A 20746-nucleotide genomic window follows, 5' to 3' on the forward strand; every position below is an offset into this window, starting at 1 on the left:
ACACTCAGCAGAAACCAGGCACTGAGTGCCAGGCGTTGCCGGGGTCGGAGGAGTCGTCGCGGATCACGGTGCCCTCGATGAGGCCGAAGGGCCGATCAGCGGCATAGAAGACCTCGTTGGGGTTCTCGACCCCGAACGGTGACAGGTCCACCAGGAAGTGGTGCTTGTTGGGCGCGGAGAACTTGAACTCGGCGATCTCCGGGTGCTGCTCGAGAAGGGTCTCCCCCATGCCGTAGAGCGACTGCTGAAGCGCCTTGGAGTGAATCTCCGCGAACCGCTGGAGCAGGGTTGCCTTGGCCGCGTCGAACGTCTTGTTCCAGTCGACGTCGGTGCCCTCGTAGCGCCACCGGACGATCAGGGAGGTGGCGAGGATGCGGTCGTCGGCCTCGGCCAGCGTCGTGTACTTGTCCTTGAGGAACCCGTGGAACTCCGAGCCGGTCGACTTGAGGACGACCAGGTCGTTCAGGCCGGACACGACGTGCGCCTTGCGGTCGGCGCCGCGTCCATCGACGTTGACGACGGTGGTGCGATTGCCGCCGCCGCTCTGCACGAAGGAGTGGTCGTGGCCCTTGCCGTCGACGGTGATCCGATTCCAGTTGGTCTCCTCGATCTCGATGCGCGCCCCGTCGGCGACGGGTGCCGCCTCGAGGAAGTGGTCCGCGAGCTCGAGCGCGAACTGCTCGGGCGACTCGATGCCCTTCTCCTTGGCGAACGCGAACACCGTGTTCTTCTGGGTGTCGGTCGGCAGGACCGCGGCCTGGTCGCCGTCGATGTGGGCATCGGAGAAGTCGCCGCGCAGCGAGGTCGAGACGGTGAAGTCCCGGATCTCGTGACGGTCGGTGTCGCGGTATACGCGGACCAGGTGGACCTGGGCCTTGCCGTACTCGTTGGGTCCAAGCTTGATAGCCATGAGGATTCAGCTCCCTCGGTAGGTGGAATATGCGAACGGGCTAAGCAGAAGTGGGACGTGGTAGTGCTGGTCCGGGTCGGTCAGCGCGAAGGTGATGCTGACCTCGGGGAAGAACGCCTGCTGACCGGTGGCCGCGAAGTAGGCGGCAACGTCGAACACCAGGCGATAGGTCCCGGCCTCGACCCGGTCGGGTCCGAGTTGCGGGACGCGACCGTCCGCGTTGGTCGACGCGGTGGCCAGGATCTCGGTGGGCGAGACGGACTCCAGACGGACGGGCACGTCGTGTGCCGGCCGGCCGAGGGCCGTGTCGAGGATGTGCGTCGTGATGGCACTCATTCGGGGTCCCCGCAAAGTAGGGAGCGAAGCGAGCGACTTTGTGGGGTGTTCATGTGTCGATGACCTTTCGTAGGCGCAGTAGGGCGATCTTGCGCAGCTCCTCGGCAACGACGGCCGCCTCGGCGTCGTCGTCGTTGGTCAGCCGCGTCTGCAGCGACCCGAGGATCTGCTCCGCGGTCAGACCGCCGGCGCAGATGAGGAAGACCCGGCCGAACCGCCGTTCGTAGGCCTGGTTGCCCTCACGCAGGGCCACCTGGGTCGCCTCGTCCTGCGAGACACCGGACTGCTCACCACGCGACCACGCGGCATGCGTGGACTGACCCTGCGCCTGGTCGCCGATGCGGGGATGCGCAGCCAGAGCGCGATCCACATCTGCCGGAGAAAACTGGCGGGCCGCCGTGTCCGCCGTCTGCTCCAGAGCCGCCATCTCGGCATACGGTCGACCATCCTCGACCGCCTGCGCCCAGGCCGGCACATCAGCGCACGCCAGCAGGGTGGGCCGCAGTGACTCCCGCGGCTCGGCGTTGAACTGATCCAGGTGCACGCCGTTGCTCCTCTCACTAATCGGAAGAAACTTTCCGATGTGCGAAAGAGTGACACGGACCACAACGCCGCGTCAACAGTTTGTTGAAAATATCTCGGCGAGGTACCCGACCACTACTTCCCCAGCGTCCCAGCGGGCACCCGGAACCGCCAGAGCTCACCACGGACTACTTGCGCGTAGATCTTGACGCATGTGACCTGCGGCATATATTTTGCTTCATGGAATTACTTTTCCGACATATGGATATCGCTCGGTGGCCGCCATCCCTCACCGCCACCGACCCAACCGCCTCATCCAAGCCAGGAGAATCCTCGTGAGCCAGACCAGCCGCCGCTATCTGCACGTGAGCCTTGCGTGCGTCCCCTTCGTCATGATGCTCGTCCTCACCCCGTTCATGAACCGCACGACCCCCTACGTCCTCGGGCTGCCGTTCCTGCTCTTTTGGATCGTCCTGTCCGTGGTCATGACGTCGGTGTGCATGTTCGTGGTGTACCAGACCGACCCCGCCAACCGCGACGACGCCGATGCGACCACCCAGGTGCAGTCATGAATGGGGCGATGATCGTCCTCATCCTCGCGTTCGTCGCGACCCTCGCCCTTGGCGTCTTCGCCAGACGAGGCAAGCAGATGGACCTGGAGGGCTGGAGCGTCGGCAGCCGCGGCTTCGGTTCGCTGATCGTCTTCCTGCTGCTCGCCGGTGAGATCTATACGACCTTCACCTTCCTCGGCGCCTCCGGGTGGGCCTACGCCCATGGCGGCGCGGCCTACTACATCCTGTGCTACGGCGCGCTGGCCTACGTCATCTCCTATTGGCTGGCGCCCGCGATCTGGCGATATGGCACGTCGAAGAAGCTGCTGACCCAACCGGACTGGTTCATCAGCAAGTACAACAACCGCCTCATCGGTGCCGTCGTCGCGGTCATCGGCATCGTGGCCATGGTCCCCTACCTCGAGCTGCAGTTGAAGGGTCTCGGCATCATCGTCGAGGAGACGTCCTACGGCAAGATCCCCAGCACGCTCGCCATCTGGGTCGGGGCCCTGGCGCTGACCGCCTACGTCGTCATCTCGGGCATTCACGCGGCGGCGACCAACGCGATCGTCAAGGACGTCCTCGTGCTGATCGTGGTCGTTGGTATCGGCCTCTACCTGCCGCTGCACCACTCCGGCAGCATAGACGCGATGTTCCACTCGGTGCAGAACGGACATCCGGGCATGCTCGCACTGAGCCCCGGCTCCTACAACACGGGCTGGTTCATCAGCAGCATCGTCTTGTCATCGCTCGGGTTCTTCATGTGGCCGCACTACTTCGGTGCCGTCTACTCGTCCAAGAACCCGAGGACGTTCCGGCGCAACGCCATGCTCCTGCCGCTCTACCAGCTGGTGCTGCTCTTCGTGTTCTTCATCGGTTTCACCGCACTCCTGGTGGTGCCCGGGCTGGCCGACGGCGACATGTCACTGCTCGCCGTCGCCCGCGCCGAGCTGCCCTCGTGGATCGTCGGCGTCGTCGGGGCCGCCGGGATGTTCTGCGCCCTCGTGCCGGGAGCGATGCTGCTGACCACCTGTGGCACGGTCATCGCCAAGAACGTGGTGCAGGAGGTGTCGCCCGGAGCGCCACCGGCGCGCATCGCCATCGCGGCAAAGATCTGCGTCCCGGTCGTCGCGCTGGTTGCCCTGTTCCTGCTCTTTCAGGGCGGCAGCGCCATTGTGAACCTGCTGCTGCTCGGGTACGCGTTCGTGACCCAGCTGCTGCCGTCCATGCTGATGACCCTGCGCCGCAACAACCCGATCACCGCGGCGGGGGCAACCGCCGGGATGGTGGTGGGCGCCGCCGTCGTCGCGTGGCTAACGATCAGCACGTCTTCCGCATCGGACGTGCTCGGGGTGCTGCCCCCGGCGCTTCAGCACATCAACGTCGGTGTGGTCGCCCTGGTGATCAACATCGTCGTGATGATCGTGGTCTCGCTGGTCACGACGTCGCAGAACGACACCGACGCGACAGCGGAGCGGGCCACTGTGGCCTCACCGGCCGGCTGACCCGCTCGCGCTGCAGTGGTTCCGTCGGCTGTTGCCGGCGGAGCCACTGTTGCGTCGGGGCCGCCGTCAGGCTCCGCGGCTGCGATTCAGATAGTTGTAGACGGTGAAGCGGGAGACCCCGAGCGCACTGGCCACCTCTTCGGCGGACTTGCGATAGGTGAAGGCGCCGCGCTCCTCAAGCAGCCGCACCGCGCGCTGCTTCTGTGCACGAGGCAGGGCCTCCAGGTTGCCGCCGAGCTCGGCAGCAACGTCCTGCAGGAGCAGCCCCAGATCACCCACGGCCTCGGGAGGCGCACTCTCGGTAGGCAGCCGCACTGCGGCAATGATCTGCCCGTCCCACTCCAGCGGCACATCCTTGGCGGTCATCTCCTCGGTCGCGACGAACTCTGCGCCTACCTGCTGCACCAGGTGTCGCACCGCGACGATCAGGGGATGGGTCGGGGCAACACCGTCGACTGCGGGACCCGGCCCGGAACCAAGGGTGCTGTCGCTGTCAGTGGTCATGCCCACCGCCGGCCTTCGCCACGTCATCGCGGGTCTCCACCTGCACCGTCACACGGGTGGCGCCGCGGGCGAGCGCCGTGGACATCACGTCCTGCAGCGCCCGGAGCACCGCCGGAGCGTCGCCGGTCATTCGGGTGCCCAGTGGTCCGAAGTCACACTCGACCCCCGCAGCCTGTGCCACCTCCAGCGCCGCGACCGCGTGCGCGGGCGGATCCCCTTCGCCCTCGAAGGGTTCCGTTGTGAACTCGGCTTCCAGCTGCATGTCCATGACGCTACTCGCTCCGGCACCGGTCGACGATCCTCTGGCACGGTCGGTTCGGAGCGATCAGCCGATCTTGCGACGCGCAAGCCCCGCCAGCCGCCGCTGGTCGACCTCGATGAGCTGATTCACCTCGGACACCTGCACGGCGCCGCACTCGACACCGCGCAGAACGAAGCTCGCGAGCGCCGTGGCGGTCGCCGGCTCGTCCAGATAGCCGGAGTCGCCACCGTGGATGTAGGCGTGCAGTCGCCTCGCGGCCGTCGGCAGGCCTTCGCGGTAGAACGCATAGGTGGCGAGGAACCTGCTGGGCAGCTGCGCCGGATGCAGGTCCCAGCCCTGGTAGTAGCCGCGCTCCAGCGAGCGGCGAACCAGCCGGTGATGCAGCTTCCACGCGCGAATCACATTGTCGTGAGTCCCGATCGGCATGACGTTCGTCGAGCCGTCGGACAGGAATACTCCGGTGCCCGCGGCCGCGACCTGCATGACGGCCTTGGCGTGGTCGGCGGCCGGGTGCTCCATGCTCTGGAACTCCGCGGAGATGCCACAGGAGGCCGAGTAGTCGTAGGTGCCGTAGTGCAGCCCGGTGCAGCGGCCCCGCGCCGCGTGGATCATCCGCGCGATCAGAGCCGTGCCGTCCGGTCCGAGGATCGCCTGCGGCGTCTCCACCTGGATCTCGAACTTCAGTGCGCCGGGAGCGATCCGGTGCATCTCCTCGAGTGCGTCACACGCGACGGCCATGGCACTCACCTGGTCCACCGAGGTCACCTTGGGCAGGGTCACCACGAATCGTGGCGTCATGGCACCGGCTCGGGCGAGCTCGCCGACGAACAGATCCAGCGTCCGCAGACCCCGGTGCCGCGTCGGCGCCTCGAAGGACTTGAACCGGATGCCGTGGAACGGCGCTGCGGTCCGATCGGCAATGCTGCGCACGAGCGCCTGGGCGGCGGCGATGACCGCCGCATCCTCCTGAGCCTCACCGCGGTCGCCGAAGCCGTCCTCGAAGTCGATCCGCAGATCCTCGATCGGCTCGTCGGCCAGCTTGGCAACCACCCGGTCATACACGTCCGCGGTCGTCTGCGGGTCCAACCCGAGCTCCTCCGCCACGGATGCCGCGCCGCCGCCGTGCTCCGCCAGGGCGGCGAGCGCCTGCCGGCCCCAGTCCGGCACGGTCGACGCGGCATACCGATCGCCGGGGATGTAGACGGTGTGCACCGGCTGACGCGTTCCGCGGTCACCGGGATACTGCGTCTCGAGAGCCCGGTCGGCGTCGGCGAGCTGCTCGTCGAGTCGGCTCGCGAGCTGGTAGAGGTCGGTCACTGCGCAGCCTCCCTCACGGCGGTGGCAACCGAGGTCGCCACGTCCGGGTCGAATACGGACGGCACGATGAAGCTGGAGTTGCGCTGGTCGTCCGACACGGAGTCGGCGATTGCCTCGGCGGCGGCAAGCATCGTCTTCTGGGTGATGTCACGGGCGCCGGCGTCGAGCATCCCGCGGAAGAACCCGGGGAAGGCCAGCACATTGTTGATCTGGTTGGGGAAGTCGCTGCGTCCGGTGGCGACGACCGCGGCGTGCTTGCCGGCCTCGACCGGGTCGACCTCCGGGTCCGGGTTGGCGAGCGCGAAGACGATCGCGTCATCGGCCATGGTGGCGATGTCGTCGCCGTCGAGCAGGTTCGGCCCGGAGACACCGACGAAGACGTCGGCCCCCTCGAGCACCTCGCACAACGAACCGGTCTTGCCGCCCGGGTTGGTGTGGTCCGCAACCCATTGGCGGTCCTTGTCCATGCCGTCGCGGCCCGTGTGCACGGCACCCTTGCGGTCACAGGCGATGATCGTCGACACACCCTCCGCCTGAAGCAGCTGGATGATGGCGTGACCGGCGGCGCCGACCCCGCTGACCACGACACTGATCTCCTCCATGGTCTTGTCGACCACGCGCAGCGCGTTGGTCAGCGCGGCCAGCACCACGATCGCGGTGCCGTGCTGGTCGTCATGGAAGACCGGGATGTCCAGGTCCTCCCGCAGGCGTCGCTCGATCTCGAAGCACCGTGGCGCCGCGATGTCCTCCAGGTTGATGCCGCCGTAGACCGGTGCAATCGCCTTCACGATGCTGATGATCTCCTCGGTGTCCTGGGTGTCCAGGCAGACCGGCCAGGCATCGACACCGGCGAACTGCTTGAAGAGCATCGCCTTGCCCTCCATGACCGGTAGCGCCGCGGCGGGTCCGATGTTGCCCAGGCCGAGCACGGCCGAACCATCGGTCACCACCGCAACCGTGTTGCGCTTGATGGTGAGCCGGCGCGCATCCTCGGGGTTCTCGGCGATGGCCTGACACACCCGGGCCACGCCGGGAGTGTAGGCACGGGAGAGGTCGTCGCGGTGCTTGATCGGCACCTTGGAGGTGACCTCGATCTTGCCGCCCAGGTGCATCAGGAACGTGCGGTCGCTGACCTTGCGGACCGTCACCCCCGGAACCTTGGCCAGTGCGTCCTTCACCGTGGTGCCGTGATCGGCGTCGGTGGCATCGAAGGTCACGTCGACCACGATCTGGTCCGGGTGCGACTCCACGATGTCCAGCGCCGTCAGCGCGCCCCCGGCCCCGCCCACCGCCGCGACCAGACCGCTGGTGGCGCCGGAGGTCGCCGGCGCATCGACGCGGACGGTGATTCCGTATCCGGGGCTGGGTGATGCCATGAGTGAACCTCCTAGGATTTTCGTATAGTGGATACTATTATCTACACTACGGAAGATCAAGGGACAAGTGGGCGTCCAAAACGGGAGTGTTCACTGATTTCCTGTTGATGACAGTAGACTTCCGTTATCCGGAAGTTTGATGAGGAGCGCGACGATGACCACAGGCACAACGGAACCGGGAACCAAGGCTCCGCGGTCGGGCGGGGTCCAGTCGATCGAGCGCGCCTTCGGCCTGCTGGAGACCATGACCGACCACGGCGGGACGATGGGGCTCTCGCAGCTCTCCGCGGAGTCCGGTCTGCCCCTGCCCACGATCCACCGCCTGCTGCGCACCCTGGTCGACCTCGGCTACCTGCGCCAGGACACCAATCGGCAGTACATCCTCGGCCCGCGGCTGATCCGCCTCGGCGAATGCGCGTCCAGCACCCTTGGCGTATGGGCGCGCCCGCACCTCGAGTCGCTCGTCGACGAACTGGGTGAGTCGGCCAACCTGGCCATGCTCGACGGCGATCAGATCGTCTACGTCGCGCAGGCCCAGTCCCGCCGCTCGATGCGCATGTTCACCGAGGTGGGCCGGCGGGTGCTCCCCCACTGCACCGCGGTCGGCAAGGCGATCATGGCGCAGATGCCCGAGCACCAGGTGCGCGAGATCCTGCGCCGCACCGGCATGCCGAAGCACACTCCGAGCACGATCACCGACATCGACGAGTTCCGCAAGGCACTCATCTGGGCCGGCGAACACGGCTACGCCATGGACGAGGGCGAGCAGGAGACCGGGGTGCGCTGCGTCGCGGTCGTCGTGCCCGACGTGCCCACCCGCCTGGCCCTGTCGGTCTCCGGGCCTGCTTCGCGAATGACCGAGGAGGTCGTCGAACGGGTGGTGCCGCTGCTCACCGACGCTGCCGCCGCCCTCGCCCGCGACCTCGCCTGAGACGTTTGCAACCAACGACGCCCACCGCCTACGACCAAGCCCCCGCCAGGTTCACCTGGCGGGGGCTTGGTCGTAGGCGGGTCAGATCAGGGGCGGCCGTAGCCGGACGGGGTGTCCCAGATCTTCTGCAGCTGCACTGATCCACCGGGCTTCGGCGCGGCGATCATCTCGCCGTTTCCGGCGTAGATGCCCACGTGGTAGGCCGGGTAGCCGAAGAACACCAGGTCACCCGGCTGCGGGTTGCTCACCGATTGCATCGAGGCCTGCTGCGCGGACGCGGTCCGAGGTATCGAGATGCCCAGCTGCGCGTAGACGTACTGGGTCAGTCCGGAGCAGTCGAAGCCGGCCGGCGATGTTCCGCCATAGACGTAGGGCACGCCGATGTAGCGCATCGCGATGCCCACGGCACCCGAACGCGACGGCGCGGAGACCGGCGGTGCCTTGGGCTTCGGTGCGGGGGCCGGATCGACCGCCTTCGGCTGCCTGGCCGGCGCCGGGCTCGGACGGGTGGCAGAGCGTGAGGTCTGCTGCTCGCTGCGCTGCTGCCGGTCGGCCCGCACCGTCTGGCGGGTCCGCACGGGTGTGCTGACGGCCTTCTTGACTGCCTTGTGAGCGACGCTGCGCACCGTCAGATCGACGGTCTGGGCCCCGCTCTCATACCGAGCCGACAAGGTCTTGGCGTTCGTGTAGGTCAGCGTGGTTGCCGCGGCCTGCTGAGCCGAGGAGCTCATCGAGGCCACGCCTTCGGCGTGCGCTGCCTGCGGTGCGGCAATGGCGGCCACCAGGCCACCGCTGACGGCCACGGTGGCGGTCACCCGGGCTGCGGAGCTGAAATGGGTCGAGATCTTGCTCGGGGCGCGGTGTCGACCGCGGGATCCGTTTATTGACACAGAAATGCCTCTCCTGCGCCTACGAGGTGAGCTGTCGGGCTCGGGTGGAGAAATACCCTGTCGTGACCAAACCCCGAGTTTGGCCGGTGACCTAGCCCCAAGGACGCCCTAGGACGCCCAGAGTGGTTCCCCCGCTCCTGCCGTGCGGTGTGCAGTCATCTCGAGCGCCGTGGCAGGACTCGGCGGTGGCGCTCGATAGCCGCACCGGGGTGGTGAGGCCGACGGCTACGCTACACGGCGTCCCCGGTTAGGTCACAAATGGGTCACGCGACTCGCGCCGCCGGCCATGGACCGACCGTCCGTGCGCGTCAGCTCGCGGAGCTCGCCTTTTCGACGAATACGTGCGATGCCACGTCCAGGGGCAGCGATACGCCCTCGTGACTCCCGTCGACGACCGCGACCACGCGGCCGGACTCGATGTGCGCATCGACCCGGGCACCCGGTTTGATGCCGGCCGAGGTGAGCACGCCGATCGCATCGGCATCGGCCTGGGCAGGCTCCCCGATGCGGCGTACCACGACCGAGACCGCGTCCGCGGTCTTGACCGCATCGGTCAGCGGCTGCACCCCGTCGCGGAACTGCAGCACGGTGCTCTCCTCCCCGAGCTCCTCGAGGCCGGGGATCGGGTTGCCGTAGGGCGACAGGTGGTGCTCGTCGAGCAGGCCGAGGATCTTGCGCTCGACGCGGTCGCTCATGACGTGCTCCCAGCGGCAGGCCTCGTCGTGGACGAACTGCAGCTCAAGTCCGATGACGTCGACCAGCAACCGCTCGGCGAGCCGGTGCTTGCGCATCACTCGGGTCGCAAGCAGCCGACCATGGTCGGTCAGCTCCAGGTGACGGTCGCCCGCGAGGGTGACCAGGCCGTCGCGCTCCATCCGGGCGACGGTCTGGGAGACGGTCGGGCCCGAGTGCCCCAAGCGCTCGGCGATACGCGCACGCAGCGGGGGGATCCCCTCCTCTTCGAGGTCGAAGATCGTCCGCAGGTACATCTCAGTAGTGTCGATCAGGTCGGTCACAGAGTAAGAGTGCCATCTTCGCCCGACAATGTCCCTTCCGACCGCAATCCAATCCGCGGCTGCCGGCTGTCGTGGTGGTCAAGCGATCAACACGTGTCACCCATTGCTGTCCAGATTATTTCGTAACCGCGCTCACGTCGGGTCGCTGCTGGGAATCTTGGGCGGAGGCAGTACGTTCTTCAGTTAGTACCGCGGACTCCTCCCCCCCTGACCGCGGTGCTGGGCGGGCCTCCACCTTGGTGGGGGTTGGAGCGGGCCTTCGGGTCCAGCTCGGCGGCCGGCGCCTCCCCCCTGTGCGCCGGCCGCTTCGCATACTCCCCAGCGGAACAGCCCTTTCCTCTCCCGGCTTAATCCGTTGCGCTATCCACGATCAGCGGCCTAGCGTGGAGGTACACGAGAGAGGAGGTGGTCCAAGAAATGAATTCTTCTAGGACGCGTGAGGTGGTTGCGCGCTAGCGCACCGCAGCCCGGTGACCACCTTCTCGGTGGACCGACATCGGACGATGCGGTAGCGATTCCAACGCAGCTGCCGCAGCCCGTGGGAGCGTGATTCGTCCATCACGCACCCGTGCCACCCGGCACGGAGCCCACGGGCTGTCCCATGCCTACTGCTCCCCGCCACTCCCGCTCGCTCCCGTCAGGGCTGGCGGCGCTCGATCCGCCAGTCGGCAGCGTCGCTCAAGTCACCGTTGCCGGTGCGCACGTAGACGAGCCGGTCGTGCAGTCGGCTCCGGCGTCCGGCCCACAGCTCCACCTCGTCGCACCGGATGAGGTACCCACCCCAAAAGTCCGGCACCGGCACGTCATCCGGCGCCCCGGTGTCCGGCCAGCGCCGCTCGTAGGCCGCGACCGCCGCCTCGAGCTGGGCGCGTCCGGCCACCGGCTGCGACTGGTGCGAGGCCCACGCACTGATCCGGGACCCCCACGGCCGCGCCTGGAAGTAGTCCGCGACGGTCTCCCGCGACAGCTCGTGCGCGGTCCCGACAAAGCGCACTGCTCGGAACAGCGTCGGCCAGGTCAGCGTGGCGGCAACCCGCGGGTCGTGCCGCAGGTCTCGACCCTTGTGCGACGACAGATTGGTGTAGAAACCCGGCCCCTCGGGCGTCAGGTAGCGCATCAGGACGGTGCGGACCTGCGGGTGGCCGGTGGGATCCACCGTCGCGACCTCGATCGCGTCCGGATCGGGCCGGTCCGCGTCGCCCTGCGCGTGCGTGCGTGCGGCATCGACCCAATGGGTCACCGCATCCCAGGGTGCGGCCGGCATCGCCTGCTCGTCGATGCCTTCACCGTTGTAGTCCCAGCGCTTGATCTCCTGCATACGCCCGAGGGTATGCGCTGGCAGACTGACGCCTGTGACTCTCCCCATTCCCGACTCGATCAAGCCCACCGACGGCCGATTCGGCTGCGGTCCCAGCAAGGTGCGCGCGGCGCAGATCGAGCATCTCGCCACGGTCGGCACCTCGTTGCTGGGCACCTCGCACCGGCAGGCTCCGGTCAAATCGCTCGTGGGGCAGATCCAAGAGGGTCTGCGCACGCTCTTCGCACTTCCACCCGGCTACGAGGTCGTGGTCGGCAACGGCGGGGCGACGCAGTTCTGGGATCTTGCCGCCTTCAGCCTGATCCGCGACCGCGCGCAGCACCTGGTGTATGGCGAGTTCACCGGCAAGTTCGCGGCCGCCGTGCAGCGCGCGCCGTTCCTCGGCGACCCCACGGTCGTCACCGCAGAACCGGGCCAGGTCGCCACCGCGCACGCGGAGGCCGGTGTCGATGCGTATGCGTGGGCACACAACGAGACGTCCACCGGTGCGATGGCTGCGGTGCGGCGCGTCGCGGGTGCGGATGACGACGCCCTGATGCTGGTTGATGCAACGTCCGGAGCGGGCGGCCTGCCGGTCGATGTTGCACAGGCCGATGCCTACTACTTCTCCCCGCAGAAGTGCTTCGGCTCCGACGGCGGGCTCTGGCTGGCGATCCTGTCCCCGGCCGCCCTGGCACGGGTCGAGGAGATCAAGGCCGGGCGCCGGTGGATCCCGGACACACTCGACCTGGCGACCTGCGTCAGCAACTCTCGCAAGCAGCAGACCTACAACACCCCGGCCATCGCGACCCTCGTGATGCTCGCCCACCAGATCCAGTGGCTGAACGAGAACGGCGGGCTGCCGTGGGCCGTCTCGCGGACCACCGACAGCAGCAGCCGGCTCTACGCATGGGCTCAGGACACGGCATACGCCAGTCCGTTCGTGAGCGTGGTGGAGCAGCGGTCGCTGGTCGTGGGCACCATCGACCTGGACGCTGCCGTGGATGCGGATGCCGTGGCGGGCGCGCTGCGAGCGAACGGCATCGTCGACACGGAGTCCTACCGCAAGCTGGGCCGCAACCAGCTGCGGATCGGGATGTTCCCCTCCATCGAGCCCGACGACATCACCGCGCTCACCCAGTGCATCGACCACGTCGTCGGCCACCTCCCCCCGAGACGCGAGTTGCCTACCACCGAGTGGTGACTTCCGCCCCGGTGATGCGCCTTACGCCCGGTGCCCCTCCTCACCTGCGCTGGTCTGCACATGATTGAGTGAGCAACCGTGACCGGAGACTTGAACCTGACCCACATCGAGTGCCGACAGCGCGGCGCCGCCCTGACCGTGCAGGACTACCGGGTCGAACTCGACCTGAGCAACGCGGTCGACCCGGGCGCCGACACCTACCGGTCCGCCACGACCCTCCGGTTCTCCTCCACCGCCGACGCCACCTGGGTCGATCTGGTCGCCGATCGGGTCGCCCGAGCCACCCTGAACGGGCAGCCGGTCGACACCTCGACGTATGACGGAGCTCGGCTGCCGCTGACCGGGCTGCGAGCCGAGAACGAGCTGCACGTCGAGGCGCACTGCCGATACAGCCGCACCGGCGAGGGCATGCACCGCTTCACCGATCCGCAGGACGACCGCACCTACCTCTACACGCATCTCGAGCCGACCGACTCGCGCCGGATGTTCGCCTGCTTCGAGCAGCCCGACCTGAAGGCGCAGTTCACCTTCGTCGTGACGGCGCCGAAGGAGTGGGAGATCGCTTCGGGCCAGGCCGCGGCATCCCGAACCGAGGATGAGCTGACCGCCACGGTGACGTTCGAGCCCACCCCGCGCCAGTCGTCATACATCACGGCCGTGGCGGCCGGGCCGTATCGCCGCGAGTCCGACGTCTGGTCGATCTCGCGCCCCGACGGCACCACGCAAAAGGTCCGACTCGGCCTGCTCTGCCGGCAGTCGATGGCGCAGTTCGCAAGTGCTGAAGAGGTATTCGCGATCACGAAGCACGGCCTGGACTTCTTCGACGAGGCCTTCGCCTACCCCTACCCGTGGGGGAAGTACGACCAGATCTTCGTGCCCGAGTACAACCTCGGCGCCATGGAGAACCCTGGTCTCGTCACCTTCACCGACAGCTTTCTCTATCGCGGCCGGGCCACCGATCTGCAGCGCGAGCAGCGAGCCGAGGTGATCATGCATGAGATGGCACACATGTGGTTCGGTGATCTGGCGACCCCCGCGTGGTGGGACGACCTGTGGCTCAAGGAGTCGTTCGCGGACCTCATGGGTTACCAAACCGCCGCGGAGGCAGTGGGGTTCCCCGGTGCGTGGATTCTCTTCGCGCTCGGGCGCAAGCAGTGGGCCTACACGCAGGACCAGCGGCCGAGCACTCATCCGATCGTCGCCACGATCGACGATCTGGAGGCAGCGCGGCAGAACTTCGACGGCATCACCTACGCCAAGGGTGCAGCCGTGCTGAAGCAGCTGCAGGCCTACGTCGGCCGCGACGCATTCTTCGCCGGTGCGCAGCAGTACTTCGCCGACCACGCATTCGGCTCGACCACACTGGATGACCTCCTGAGCGCCCTCGAGTCCAGCTCGGGGCGAGACCTGCGCACCTGGTCGAACCTGTGGCTGCAGACTGCCGGCCCGTCGCTGCTGTCCTTCGCGACCACACGAGATGAGCACGGCGCCATCACCGACCTGGTGATTCAGCAGGATGCGATGGACTCCATGACAGGAGAGGCGATCTCGCGTCCGCACCGACTACGGGTCGGCCTCTATGCCCTCGAGGGGGATCGCCTCACGCGCGTCACGGTGATCGATGTCGAGGTCGCAGGCACGCATACCCCCGTGCCCGAGGCGACCGGAGTCTCCGCCGACCTGGTGATCGTCAACGACGACGACCTGACGTATGCCGTGGTCCGCCTGGACGGGCCGTCCGTCCAGGCGGCCGGCCGTCACCTGTCCACGATCGACGAGCCGCTCTCCCGTGCGCTTGTCTGGTCGAGCCTGTGGAACATGGTGCGCGACCGCGCGCTGCCGGCACGAACCTTCATCGAGTCGGCCCTCGCCCAGGCTCCAACCGAGCGGAATGCGACTCTGCTGCAACAGATTTTGACACTTGCACACACGGCCGTCTGCCACTACGCCACACCGACCCAACGGCCAGAGCTCCGACAGCGCCTGGCGGCATCTGCTCTGGAGCACCTGAGGTCAGCCGCCCCCGGCACCGACGCGCAACAGGTCTGGGCGCGATCCGTCGCGCGATTCGGAGCCCTGCACGGCGGTACGGCCGGCAACATCGAAGCGCTGTTGGACGGCCGCGACGTCATCGAGGGTCTGCCGATGGACCCGGATCTGCGGTGGGAGCTGGCCACAGCCCTTGCCGCGCAAGGTCGTTTCGGTGCGGATGCGCTTGCCGCCGAGCTGAATCGAGACAGCACGATGAGCGGTCGTCTCGCTCACGACAAGGCCCTGGCAAGCCTGCCCGGCACCGCGACCAAGGATGCCGTCTGGCAGTCACTGGTCGCCGACGCGACGATCACCAACGACACGCAGCGTGCGCTGCTCGCCGGGTTCGACGCGCCGGCCAGCTCCGCGGACCGTGCGCACCTTGCCGACCGATACTTCGCGTCCTTGATCGACTGGTGGCGATCGATGCCGCAGACCATGGCGACCCGGCTGGTGGTCGGTCTCTTCCCGCCCGCCGACCTGAGTGAGGGCCAGGACCCGCAGCAGCATCCCGTGATCCAGCGGGCCAAACAGTGGCTGGACGAGCACCAGAGTGCCGAGGCTGCGCTGCGTCGCAACGTGATCGAGCAGGCCGCCGACACGGAGCACTACCTGCTGGCCCAGGCCTACGCGCAGTCCCAGGTCTGATCAGGTCACCCCTTCTCCTCACCCTCTCCTCGCATGTCTCCTGCCCGCACGCCCCCCGTCGAGTTGGGGGCGGGTATTGCGGGTCCTCCAACCCCTCCACGGCCGCCGCCGGCAAGGGCGGAAGGCCGCGCCCTGTGGGTAACCCAGGACCACCCTGTGCGAGCCTGCGAAGTTGGTGACATGAGCACTGCACCGGACAACCTGGACCGACGGACCCCCTCCTGGACAGTGACCCGCATACGTGGCGCCCGACGTATGCGGGCGCCGATCGCCGGCATGTCCCGCACCTGGTCGGCCGCGCCTCAGACGGCACACCGGGCACATCTGCTCTTCTCTTCGACGCGAGTCGCATCATCCTGGCGAGCGAACTGGGCGACCAACGTCTCGACCCCCGCACCGAACTCCGACCCGACGGTACCCCCGTCCTTGCGCAGATCCGCCGCGGTGCCTACTACGACGCCGCGGACTCGGCCACCTTCAATGCCGACACCCGGTATGCCGCTCGGGTGCACGCGACGGTGCTCTACTCGAGGTCTGCGGACAACGTCTACTCGCACTGGTCCGCCGCAGTGCTGTGGGGCATGCCGGTCGTCGAGCCCCTGGCCGCGCGAGGTGCACACCACCAAGACCGGCGGCGTCATCCGGTCTGGTGAAACGACACCACATGACACAGTCCCCGCCAAGCACAAGGGTGAACGACGTGCGTATCACGGCTGCGGCGCGGACCGTCGTCGACCTGGCACGGGACGGTTCGCTGCAGTCGGCCGTCGCAGCAGCCGACTACGCACTGCACCACCGTCTGTGCGATCGGGCGGATCTGGAGTCCGAGCTCCACGCCCTCGACAAGGGAACGGCCGGGATCACCGAGGTCCGCACCACCATCGCGCTGGCCGATCCGCGGGCCGAGTCCGCGCTGGAGTCGTTGAGCCGCGTGGCCATGTATGAGCTGCGTCTGCCACGACCCGAGCTCCAGGTGCCGTTGGTGGACCGCGATGGGCAGTTCGACCGCGGTGACTTCGGCTGGCCCGGACTTGTCGGCGAGTGCGACGGCGCTGCGAAGTACGCCCGCTATCTGCGTCCGGGCGAGGCGCCCGGTGAGGTGGTGCATCGGGAAAAGCTTCGCGAAGACCGCGTGCGTAGGTCCGACTGGGACGTCGCGCGATGGGGCTGGGATGACGCGCTCTCGCGCGCAGGGTTGCTGCGGATCCTGAGCGACAAGGGACTACGCCGTATGCCGCGCCGCCACTGGCTCTGACCACCCGGCGGACGGACGAGACGAGGCGAGATCACTCGGTGGTGCCAGGCACCGCATCCGAAATCCACGCCTCCCAGGTGTGCACTTTGGCTCAATCACGCGACCCGCTCGGTCGCGGTGCTGTCCGCCATGTCGCGCGGGCGCACCTCGAGGTGCGGCACCGGCGTGCGCTCGATCCGCAGGTAGAGGTCCTCGCTGCGCATGACATACAGCATCGCGCCCACCACCGTGACCAGCGACGCGACACTTCCGATGAGGATCGTCCAGCGCGCTCCGAATGCGTCACCGATCCAGCCGATGAGCGGTGCCCCGATGGGCGTCCCGCCGAGGAATACCGCCATGTAGAGCGCCATGACCCGGCCGCGCATCACCGGCGAGACACTCAGCTGCACCGCGGAGTTGGCGGTGTTGAGGAAGGTGATCGCGGCAAATCCGGTGGGGACCAGCAGGACCGCGAACAGCAGGTACGACGGGGCAAAGGCTGCGGCCGCGGACGCCACCGTGAACGCGGCAAGGGAGATCATCAGCACCCGCAACCGTGGTCGCGAGCGCCGCGCCGACATGAGTGCGCCGCCGAGCGACCCGATCGCCATCACGGACCCCAGCAGCCCAAACCCCGTCGCGTTCTGGTGGAACGTGGCGGTGGCCATCAGGGCCGTCGTGAGCTGGAAATTCATCCCGAAGGTGCCGAGCATGAAGATCATCACGAGGATCAACATGATGTCCGGACGGTGCCGGACGTATGCCAGGCCCTCGCGAACCTTGCCCTTCCCGCGGCTGCGCGGGGCGGGCATCAGCTCGTCCGGGCGCATGACGTAGAGCGAGACCATCACTGCGACGAACGAGAACGTGTCGAAGAGGATGGTGTGCCCGATCCCGATGATCCCGACCAGCAGACCCGCTATGCCGGGCCCGACGATCCGGGCGGCGTTGAACGAGGTGGAGTTCAGACTGACGGCATTGGACACCAGCTCCGACGGCACCATCTCGGAGACCATCGCCTGGCGACTGGGATTGTTCAGCGCCGTCGCGAAGCCCTGCAGGGTGGCGGTGAGGAAGACGTGCCACAACTGGACGGCCCCGGTCAGCACCAGCGTCGCAAGGAGGGCGGAGGTCAGAGCGAGTGCGCCCTGCGCAAGGAACTGCACCTTCCGCTTGGAGTAGCGGTCGGTCAGCGCACCCGCGACCGGCGCGAGGAGCACCGCCGGCGCGAACTGCAGCGCAGTGACGAATCCGAGCGCGGTCGCGTTGTGGTTGGTCAGGACGGTGAGGACCAGCCAGTCCTGGGCGATCCGCCCGATCCAGGTGCCGATGTTGGAGGTCATCGCGCCCATGAAGTAGACGCGATAGTTGTAGACCGAGAGCGATGCGAAGGTCCGGTTCACCTGGCGACCACTCGGCCCAGGATCTCGCGGGCCTGGTCAAGCACCTCGCACTCCTGCTCGGAGAGCCCTTCGATGCGCGACAGCATCCACTCATCCCGGGTGCGCCGACCCTCCTTCAGCACGTGCAGTCCCTCCTTGGTCAGACTCAGCTGCACCTGACGCCGGTCGTCCGGGTCGTCGGTGCGACATACCAGGCCCTTCTCGACCAGTCCGGCCACGGTGCGCGTCATGGACGGTGCGCTGACGCATTCGATATCAGCCAGCTGCCGCGGTGTCCGCACCGTGTTCTCCAGCTTCGCCAGGACCGAGAACTGATGAGGGGCCACCGTCTCGGCGTTGTCGAACCGCGCCCGGCGACTGATCCGCATACACACCGAGCGGAGGTCGGCTGCCAACCTTCGTCGCTCGTTCGAATTCACATGGTTAGCATATCTCATTACTTCAACTAACTAAATGTCGTTCTGCTCACATCCAGTTCCGATCCACAAATCTCTCAGGAAGGTCTCAGGCAGGGCTAGGATTGTGGATGCTATGACCACGCCAGAAGTGCATTCCGCATGAACACCCCCGAAGCACGACTGCTCGTCGTCGAGGACGAGACGAACATCCGCGACCTGCTGGCCACGAGCCTGAAGTTTGCGGGCTTCGAGGTGCACTCGGCCGCAACCGGCAACGAGGCCCTGCAAATGGCCCGCGACCACCCGATCGACCTCGCGGTCCTCGACGTCATGCTGCCGGACATGGACGGCTTCACGGTCACCCGCAAGCTGCGGAGCACGGGCATCGACCTGCCGATCCTCTTCCTGACCGCTCGCGACGCCACGGACGACAAGGTCACCGGGCTGACCGTCGGCGGCGACGACTACGTCACCAAACCCTTCAGCCTCGAGGAGGTGGTGGCTCGCATCCGCGCTGTGCTGCGACGCACCCAGCTCGACAACGAGCCGCAGTCCTCCGTCTCCGTCGCCGACCTGGTGCTGGACGAGGACTCCCATGAGGTCCGGCGCCAGGGCCGGGTCATCGAGGTCTCCCCCACCGAGTTCAAACTGCTGCGCTATCTCATGCTCAACCAGGGCCGCGTCCTGTCGAAGTCTCAGATCCTCGACCACGTGTGGGACTACGACTTCCGCGGTGAGCCCGGCATCGTCGAGAGCTACATCTCCTATCTCCGGCGCAAGATCGATGTCGGCGACCTTCCTCCGCTCATCCACACCAAGCGTGGCGTGGGGTACGTGCTTCGCGCGCCGCGCGAGTGAGACACCCTGCCGGGGGCGGCCTGCGCACCGTCAATCGCGAGCTGCATGCGATGCCGCTGCGACTGAGGCTGACGGCGCTTCTGGTCGCGCTGATGACGGCCGCGATGCTGATCACCGGCCTGGTCGCCACCTACCAGCTGCGCTCCTTCCTCCTGCAGCGTCAGGATGCCGAGTTGCAGGCGGCGAAGACCGAGCTGGTTGCCGCCGCCACCAGCAAGCAGGGCACCAAGGATCGAGATGTGCCGGCATATGTGCCGACGGGCACGTATGTCGTCCGGCTGCGTTGGCAGGGCGGGGCTGCCCAGGACTTCCTCGGCGCCGCAAACGCCGCTCCTGCCTGGCCCCCACTGACTCCGAACGACCCGCACGTCAAGGACGGCCGTCCGTTCACGGTCGGCTCCCTCCAGGGTGACGGGCAGTGGCGCCTGGTCGCCGGAACGATCCCCGGCCACGAGGGCACGTATGCCGTGGCGGTGTCGCTGCGGCGCGTGGACGACATCGTCGAACGCCTCATCCTGGTCATTGGGACGGCCGAGGGGCTGCTGCTGATCAGCTGCGGGGTGCTCGGCTGGTTCCTGGTGCGCCGCGCCATGCGGCCACTGCGCGACATCCAGAACACCGCACGCGCCATCGCCGATGGGGACCTGACGCGACGGATCACCCTGCGCAGCACCCATGATGAGATCGGCAGCTTGTCGAAGTCGCTGAACGTGATGCTCGCCCGCATCGAGGACTCGTTCGAGGTGCGGCGAGCCTCCGAGGAACGCATGCGCCGGTTCGTGGCGGACGCCTCGCATGAGCTGCGCACTCCGCTGGCGACGGTTCGAGGGTATGCCGAGCTGTTTCGTCAGGGCGCCGTCTCCAGCGCCGCGGACCTGCGCTCGGCAATGCGCCGCATTGAGGACGAGTCGACCCGGATGGGCGTCATGGTCGACGACCTGCTGCTGCTCACCCGGCTGGAGCGCCGACAGGTCGACCCGGACGCGCCGGCCCACCCGTTCGAGCCGGTCGATCTGACGGTGCTCGGCGCCGACGCCGTGCAGGACGCGATCGCCTTGGACCACTCTCGCCCGATCCGCCTCCTGGGCGTGTCCGGGCGGGTGAAACCGACCATGGTGTCCGGAGACGAGGCAGGCCTGCGGCAGGTTGTCACGAACCTCATGGCCAACGCCATTCGCTACACCCCGCCGCAGACCCCGCTCGAGGTCCTGGTCGGATCGGAGGACGGCACTGCCCGACTGGCCGTGCGAGATCACGGCCCCGGAGTGCAGGACGCCCTGCGCGAGCGGATCTTCGAGCGCTTCTATCGCGCCGACGCCTCCCGCAACAGCACGCGCGGCGGCAGCGGCCTCGGACTGGCGATCGTGTCTGCCATCATGCAGGCGCATGATGGGGTGGTGCGTTTGGAGGACACTCGTGACGGCGGGGCGACCTTCGTGCTCGAGCTGCCGCTACTGCACACGCCAATCACACAGCAGGCACACAGGGTCACCAATGACGATAGCCAGCCGCCCGAGGTTGAGTAGGCGTACTGGACCCCGCCGAGTGGG

General features: G+C 67.5%; 21 protein-coding genes and 1 riboswitch. Of the genes, 9 read left to right on the plus strand and 12 right to left on the minus strand.

Translation table 11 applies throughout. From position 1 onward, the window contains the following. Positions 1-4: 4 nt before the first annotated feature. From pucL to uraD, 3 genes are read right to left on the minus strand one after another with little or no spacing between them, the layout of a single operon-like run. Positions 5-910, minus strand: a complete 906-nt coding sequence (pucL, locus tag FGL98_RS13795) for a factor-independent urate hydroxylase (RefSeq protein WP_146317396.1) — start codon at positions 908-910, stop codon at positions 5-7. Positions 911-916: 6 nt separating this feature from the next. Then, a complete protein-coding gene (gene uraH, locus FGL98_RS13800; protein WP_146317398.1) occupies positions 917-1246 on the minus strand; it encodes a hydroxyisourate hydrolase in 330 nt (109 codons plus the stop codon). A gap of 49 nt (positions 1247-1295) precedes the next feature. Continuing rightward, the gene (uraD, locus tag FGL98_RS13805; RefSeq protein WP_146317400.1) at positions 1296-1790 is read right to left on the minus strand and encodes a 2-oxo-4-hydroxy-4-carboxy-5-ureidoimidazoline decarboxylase; all 495 of its coding nucleotides are present in this window, start codon (positions 1788-1790) and stop codon (positions 1296-1298) included. A 313-nt stretch (positions 1791-2103) separates the two neighbouring features. Here uraD and FGL98_RS13810 point away from each other — a divergent pair, with 313 nt between their 5' ends. Next, positions 2104-2340, plus strand: coding sequence for a DUF3311 domain-containing protein (locus FGL98_RS13810; RefSeq protein ID WP_222432173.1), 237 nt, complete (start codon positions 2104-2106; stop codon positions 2338-2340). Beyond that, positions 2337-3824, plus strand: coding sequence for a sodium:solute symporter family protein (locus tag FGL98_RS13815; RefSeq protein WP_146317402.1), 1488 nt, complete (start codon positions 2337-2339; stop codon positions 3822-3824). The genes FGL98_RS13810 and FGL98_RS13815 overlap by 4 nt, the downstream gene beginning before the upstream one ends. 66 nt (positions 3825-3890) lie before the next feature. Here the strand turns inward: FGL98_RS13815 and FGL98_RS13820 are convergent, their stop codons facing one another. From FGL98_RS13820 to FGL98_RS13835, 4 genes are all read right to left on the minus strand, one after another. Further along, complete coding sequence (locus tag FGL98_RS13820) at positions 3891-4328, minus strand: helix-turn-helix domain-containing protein (RefSeq protein ID WP_146317404.1); 438 nt, start codon at positions 4326-4328, stop codon at positions 3891-3893. Next, positions 4318-4590: a thiamine-binding protein gene (locus tag FGL98_RS13825; protein WP_146317406.1), complete on the minus strand. Its 273-nt coding sequence runs from the start codon at positions 4588-4590 to the stop codon at positions 4318-4320. Before FGL98_RS13825 ends, FGL98_RS13820 begins: the two co-directional genes overlap by 11 nt. A gap of 63 nt (positions 4591-4653) precedes the next feature. Then, complete coding sequence (locus tag FGL98_RS13830) at positions 4654-5907, minus strand: DUF6986 family protein (protein ID WP_146317408.1); 1254 nt, start codon at positions 5905-5907, stop codon at positions 4654-4656. Continuing rightward, the gene (locus FGL98_RS13835) at positions 5904-7283 is read right to left on the minus strand and encodes an NAD-dependent malic enzyme (protein ID WP_146317410.1); all 1380 of its coding nucleotides are present in this window, start codon (positions 7281-7283) and stop codon (positions 5904-5906) included. Before FGL98_RS13835 ends, FGL98_RS13830 begins: the two co-directional genes overlap by 4 nt. 154 nt (positions 7284-7437) lie before the next feature. Between FGL98_RS13835 and FGL98_RS13840 the strand changes: the two genes are divergently transcribed. Further along, positions 7438-8214 carry an IclR family transcriptional regulator gene (locus FGL98_RS13840; RefSeq protein ID WP_146317412.1) on the plus strand — a complete coding sequence of 259 codons (777 nt, stop codon included), beginning with the start codon at positions 7438-7440 and terminating at the stop codon, positions 8212-8214. A gap of 86 nt (positions 8215-8300) precedes the next feature. Here the strand turns inward: FGL98_RS13840 and FGL98_RS13845 are convergent, their stop codons facing one another. From FGL98_RS13845 to pdxH, 3 genes are all read right to left on the minus strand, one after another. Then, on the minus strand, positions 8301-9104 hold the full coding sequence (locus FGL98_RS13845) for a C40 family peptidase (RefSeq protein WP_222432174.1): 804 nt from the start codon (positions 9102-9104) through the stop codon (positions 8301-8303). Position 9105: 1 nt separating this feature from the next. Further along, positions 9106-9264: riboswitch (cyclic di-AMP (ydaO/yuaA leader) on the minus strand. A gap of 148 nt (positions 9265-9412) precedes the next feature. Beyond that, positions 9413-10120 carry an iron-dependent transcriptional repressor DtxR gene (locus tag FGL98_RS13850; RefSeq protein WP_146317414.1) on the minus strand — a complete coding sequence of 236 codons (708 nt, stop codon included), beginning with the start codon at positions 10118-10120 and terminating at the stop codon, positions 9413-9415. Between the two features lie 637 nt (positions 10121-10757). Continuing rightward, a complete protein-coding gene (gene pdxH, locus FGL98_RS13855) occupies positions 10758-11438 on the minus strand; it encodes a pyridoxamine 5'-phosphate oxidase (protein ID WP_146317416.1) in 681 nt (226 codons plus the stop codon). Between the two features lie 25 nt (positions 11439-11463). On the opposite strand from pdxH, the gene serC reads away from it, so the two are divergent. The 4 genes from serC (at position 11464) to FGL98_RS13870 (ending at position 16555) form a co-directional block, all read left to right on the plus strand. Next, positions 11464-12621 (plus strand): phosphoserine transaminase, encoded by a 1158-nt coding sequence (gene serC / locus FGL98_RS13860; RefSeq protein ID WP_146317493.1) that lies wholly within the window; start codon positions 11464-11466, stop codon positions 12619-12621. Between the two features lie 78 nt (positions 12622-12699). Continuing rightward, a complete protein-coding gene (pepN, locus tag FGL98_RS13865; protein WP_222432175.1) occupies positions 12700-15300 on the plus strand; it encodes an aminopeptidase N in 2601 nt (866 codons plus the stop codon). 506 nt (positions 15301-15806) lie between these two features. Beyond that, complete coding sequence (locus tag FGL98_RS25460; RefSeq protein WP_186526171.1) at positions 15807-15953, plus strand: hypothetical protein; 147 nt, start codon at positions 15807-15809, stop codon at positions 15951-15953. 47 nt (positions 15954-16000) lie between these two features. Further along, positions 16001-16555 carry a hypothetical protein gene (locus FGL98_RS13870; RefSeq protein WP_146317418.1) on the plus strand — a complete coding sequence of 185 codons (555 nt, stop codon included), beginning with the start codon at positions 16001-16003 and terminating at the stop codon, positions 16553-16555. A gap of 95 nt (positions 16556-16650) precedes the next feature. On the opposite strand, the gene FGL98_RS13875 is transcribed toward FGL98_RS13870, so the two are convergent. Together FGL98_RS13875 and FGL98_RS13880 are read right to left on the minus strand one after the other, a co-directional pair. Beyond that, a complete protein-coding gene (locus FGL98_RS13875) occupies positions 16651-17940 on the minus strand; it encodes an MFS transporter (RefSeq protein ID WP_146317420.1) in 1290 nt (429 codons plus the stop codon). Continuing rightward, entirely contained in the window at positions 17937-18359 is a 423-nt protein-coding gene (locus FGL98_RS13880; RefSeq protein ID WP_246136545.1) for a MarR family winged helix-turn-helix transcriptional regulator, read from the minus strand. The genes FGL98_RS13875 and FGL98_RS13880 overlap by 4 nt, the downstream gene beginning before the upstream one ends. 138 nt (positions 18360-18497) lie before the next feature. Between FGL98_RS13880 and FGL98_RS13885 the strand changes: the two genes are divergently transcribed. Continuing rightward, positions 18498-19196, plus strand: a complete 699-nt coding sequence (locus FGL98_RS13885) for a response regulator transcription factor (protein WP_146317422.1) — start codon at positions 18498-18500, stop codon at positions 19194-19196. Between the two features lie 50 nt (positions 19197-19246). Beyond that, positions 19247-20722 (plus strand): sensor histidine kinase, encoded by a 1476-nt coding sequence (locus FGL98_RS13890; protein WP_146317424.1) that lies wholly within the window; start codon positions 19247-19249, stop codon positions 20720-20722. Positions 20723-20746: the final 24 nt, after the last annotated feature.

The organism is Leekyejoonella antrihumi (assembly GCF_007845645.1).
Classification (GTDB): Bacteria; Actinomycetota; Actinomycetes; order Actinomycetales; family Dermatophilaceae; genus Leekyejoonella; species Leekyejoonella antrihumi.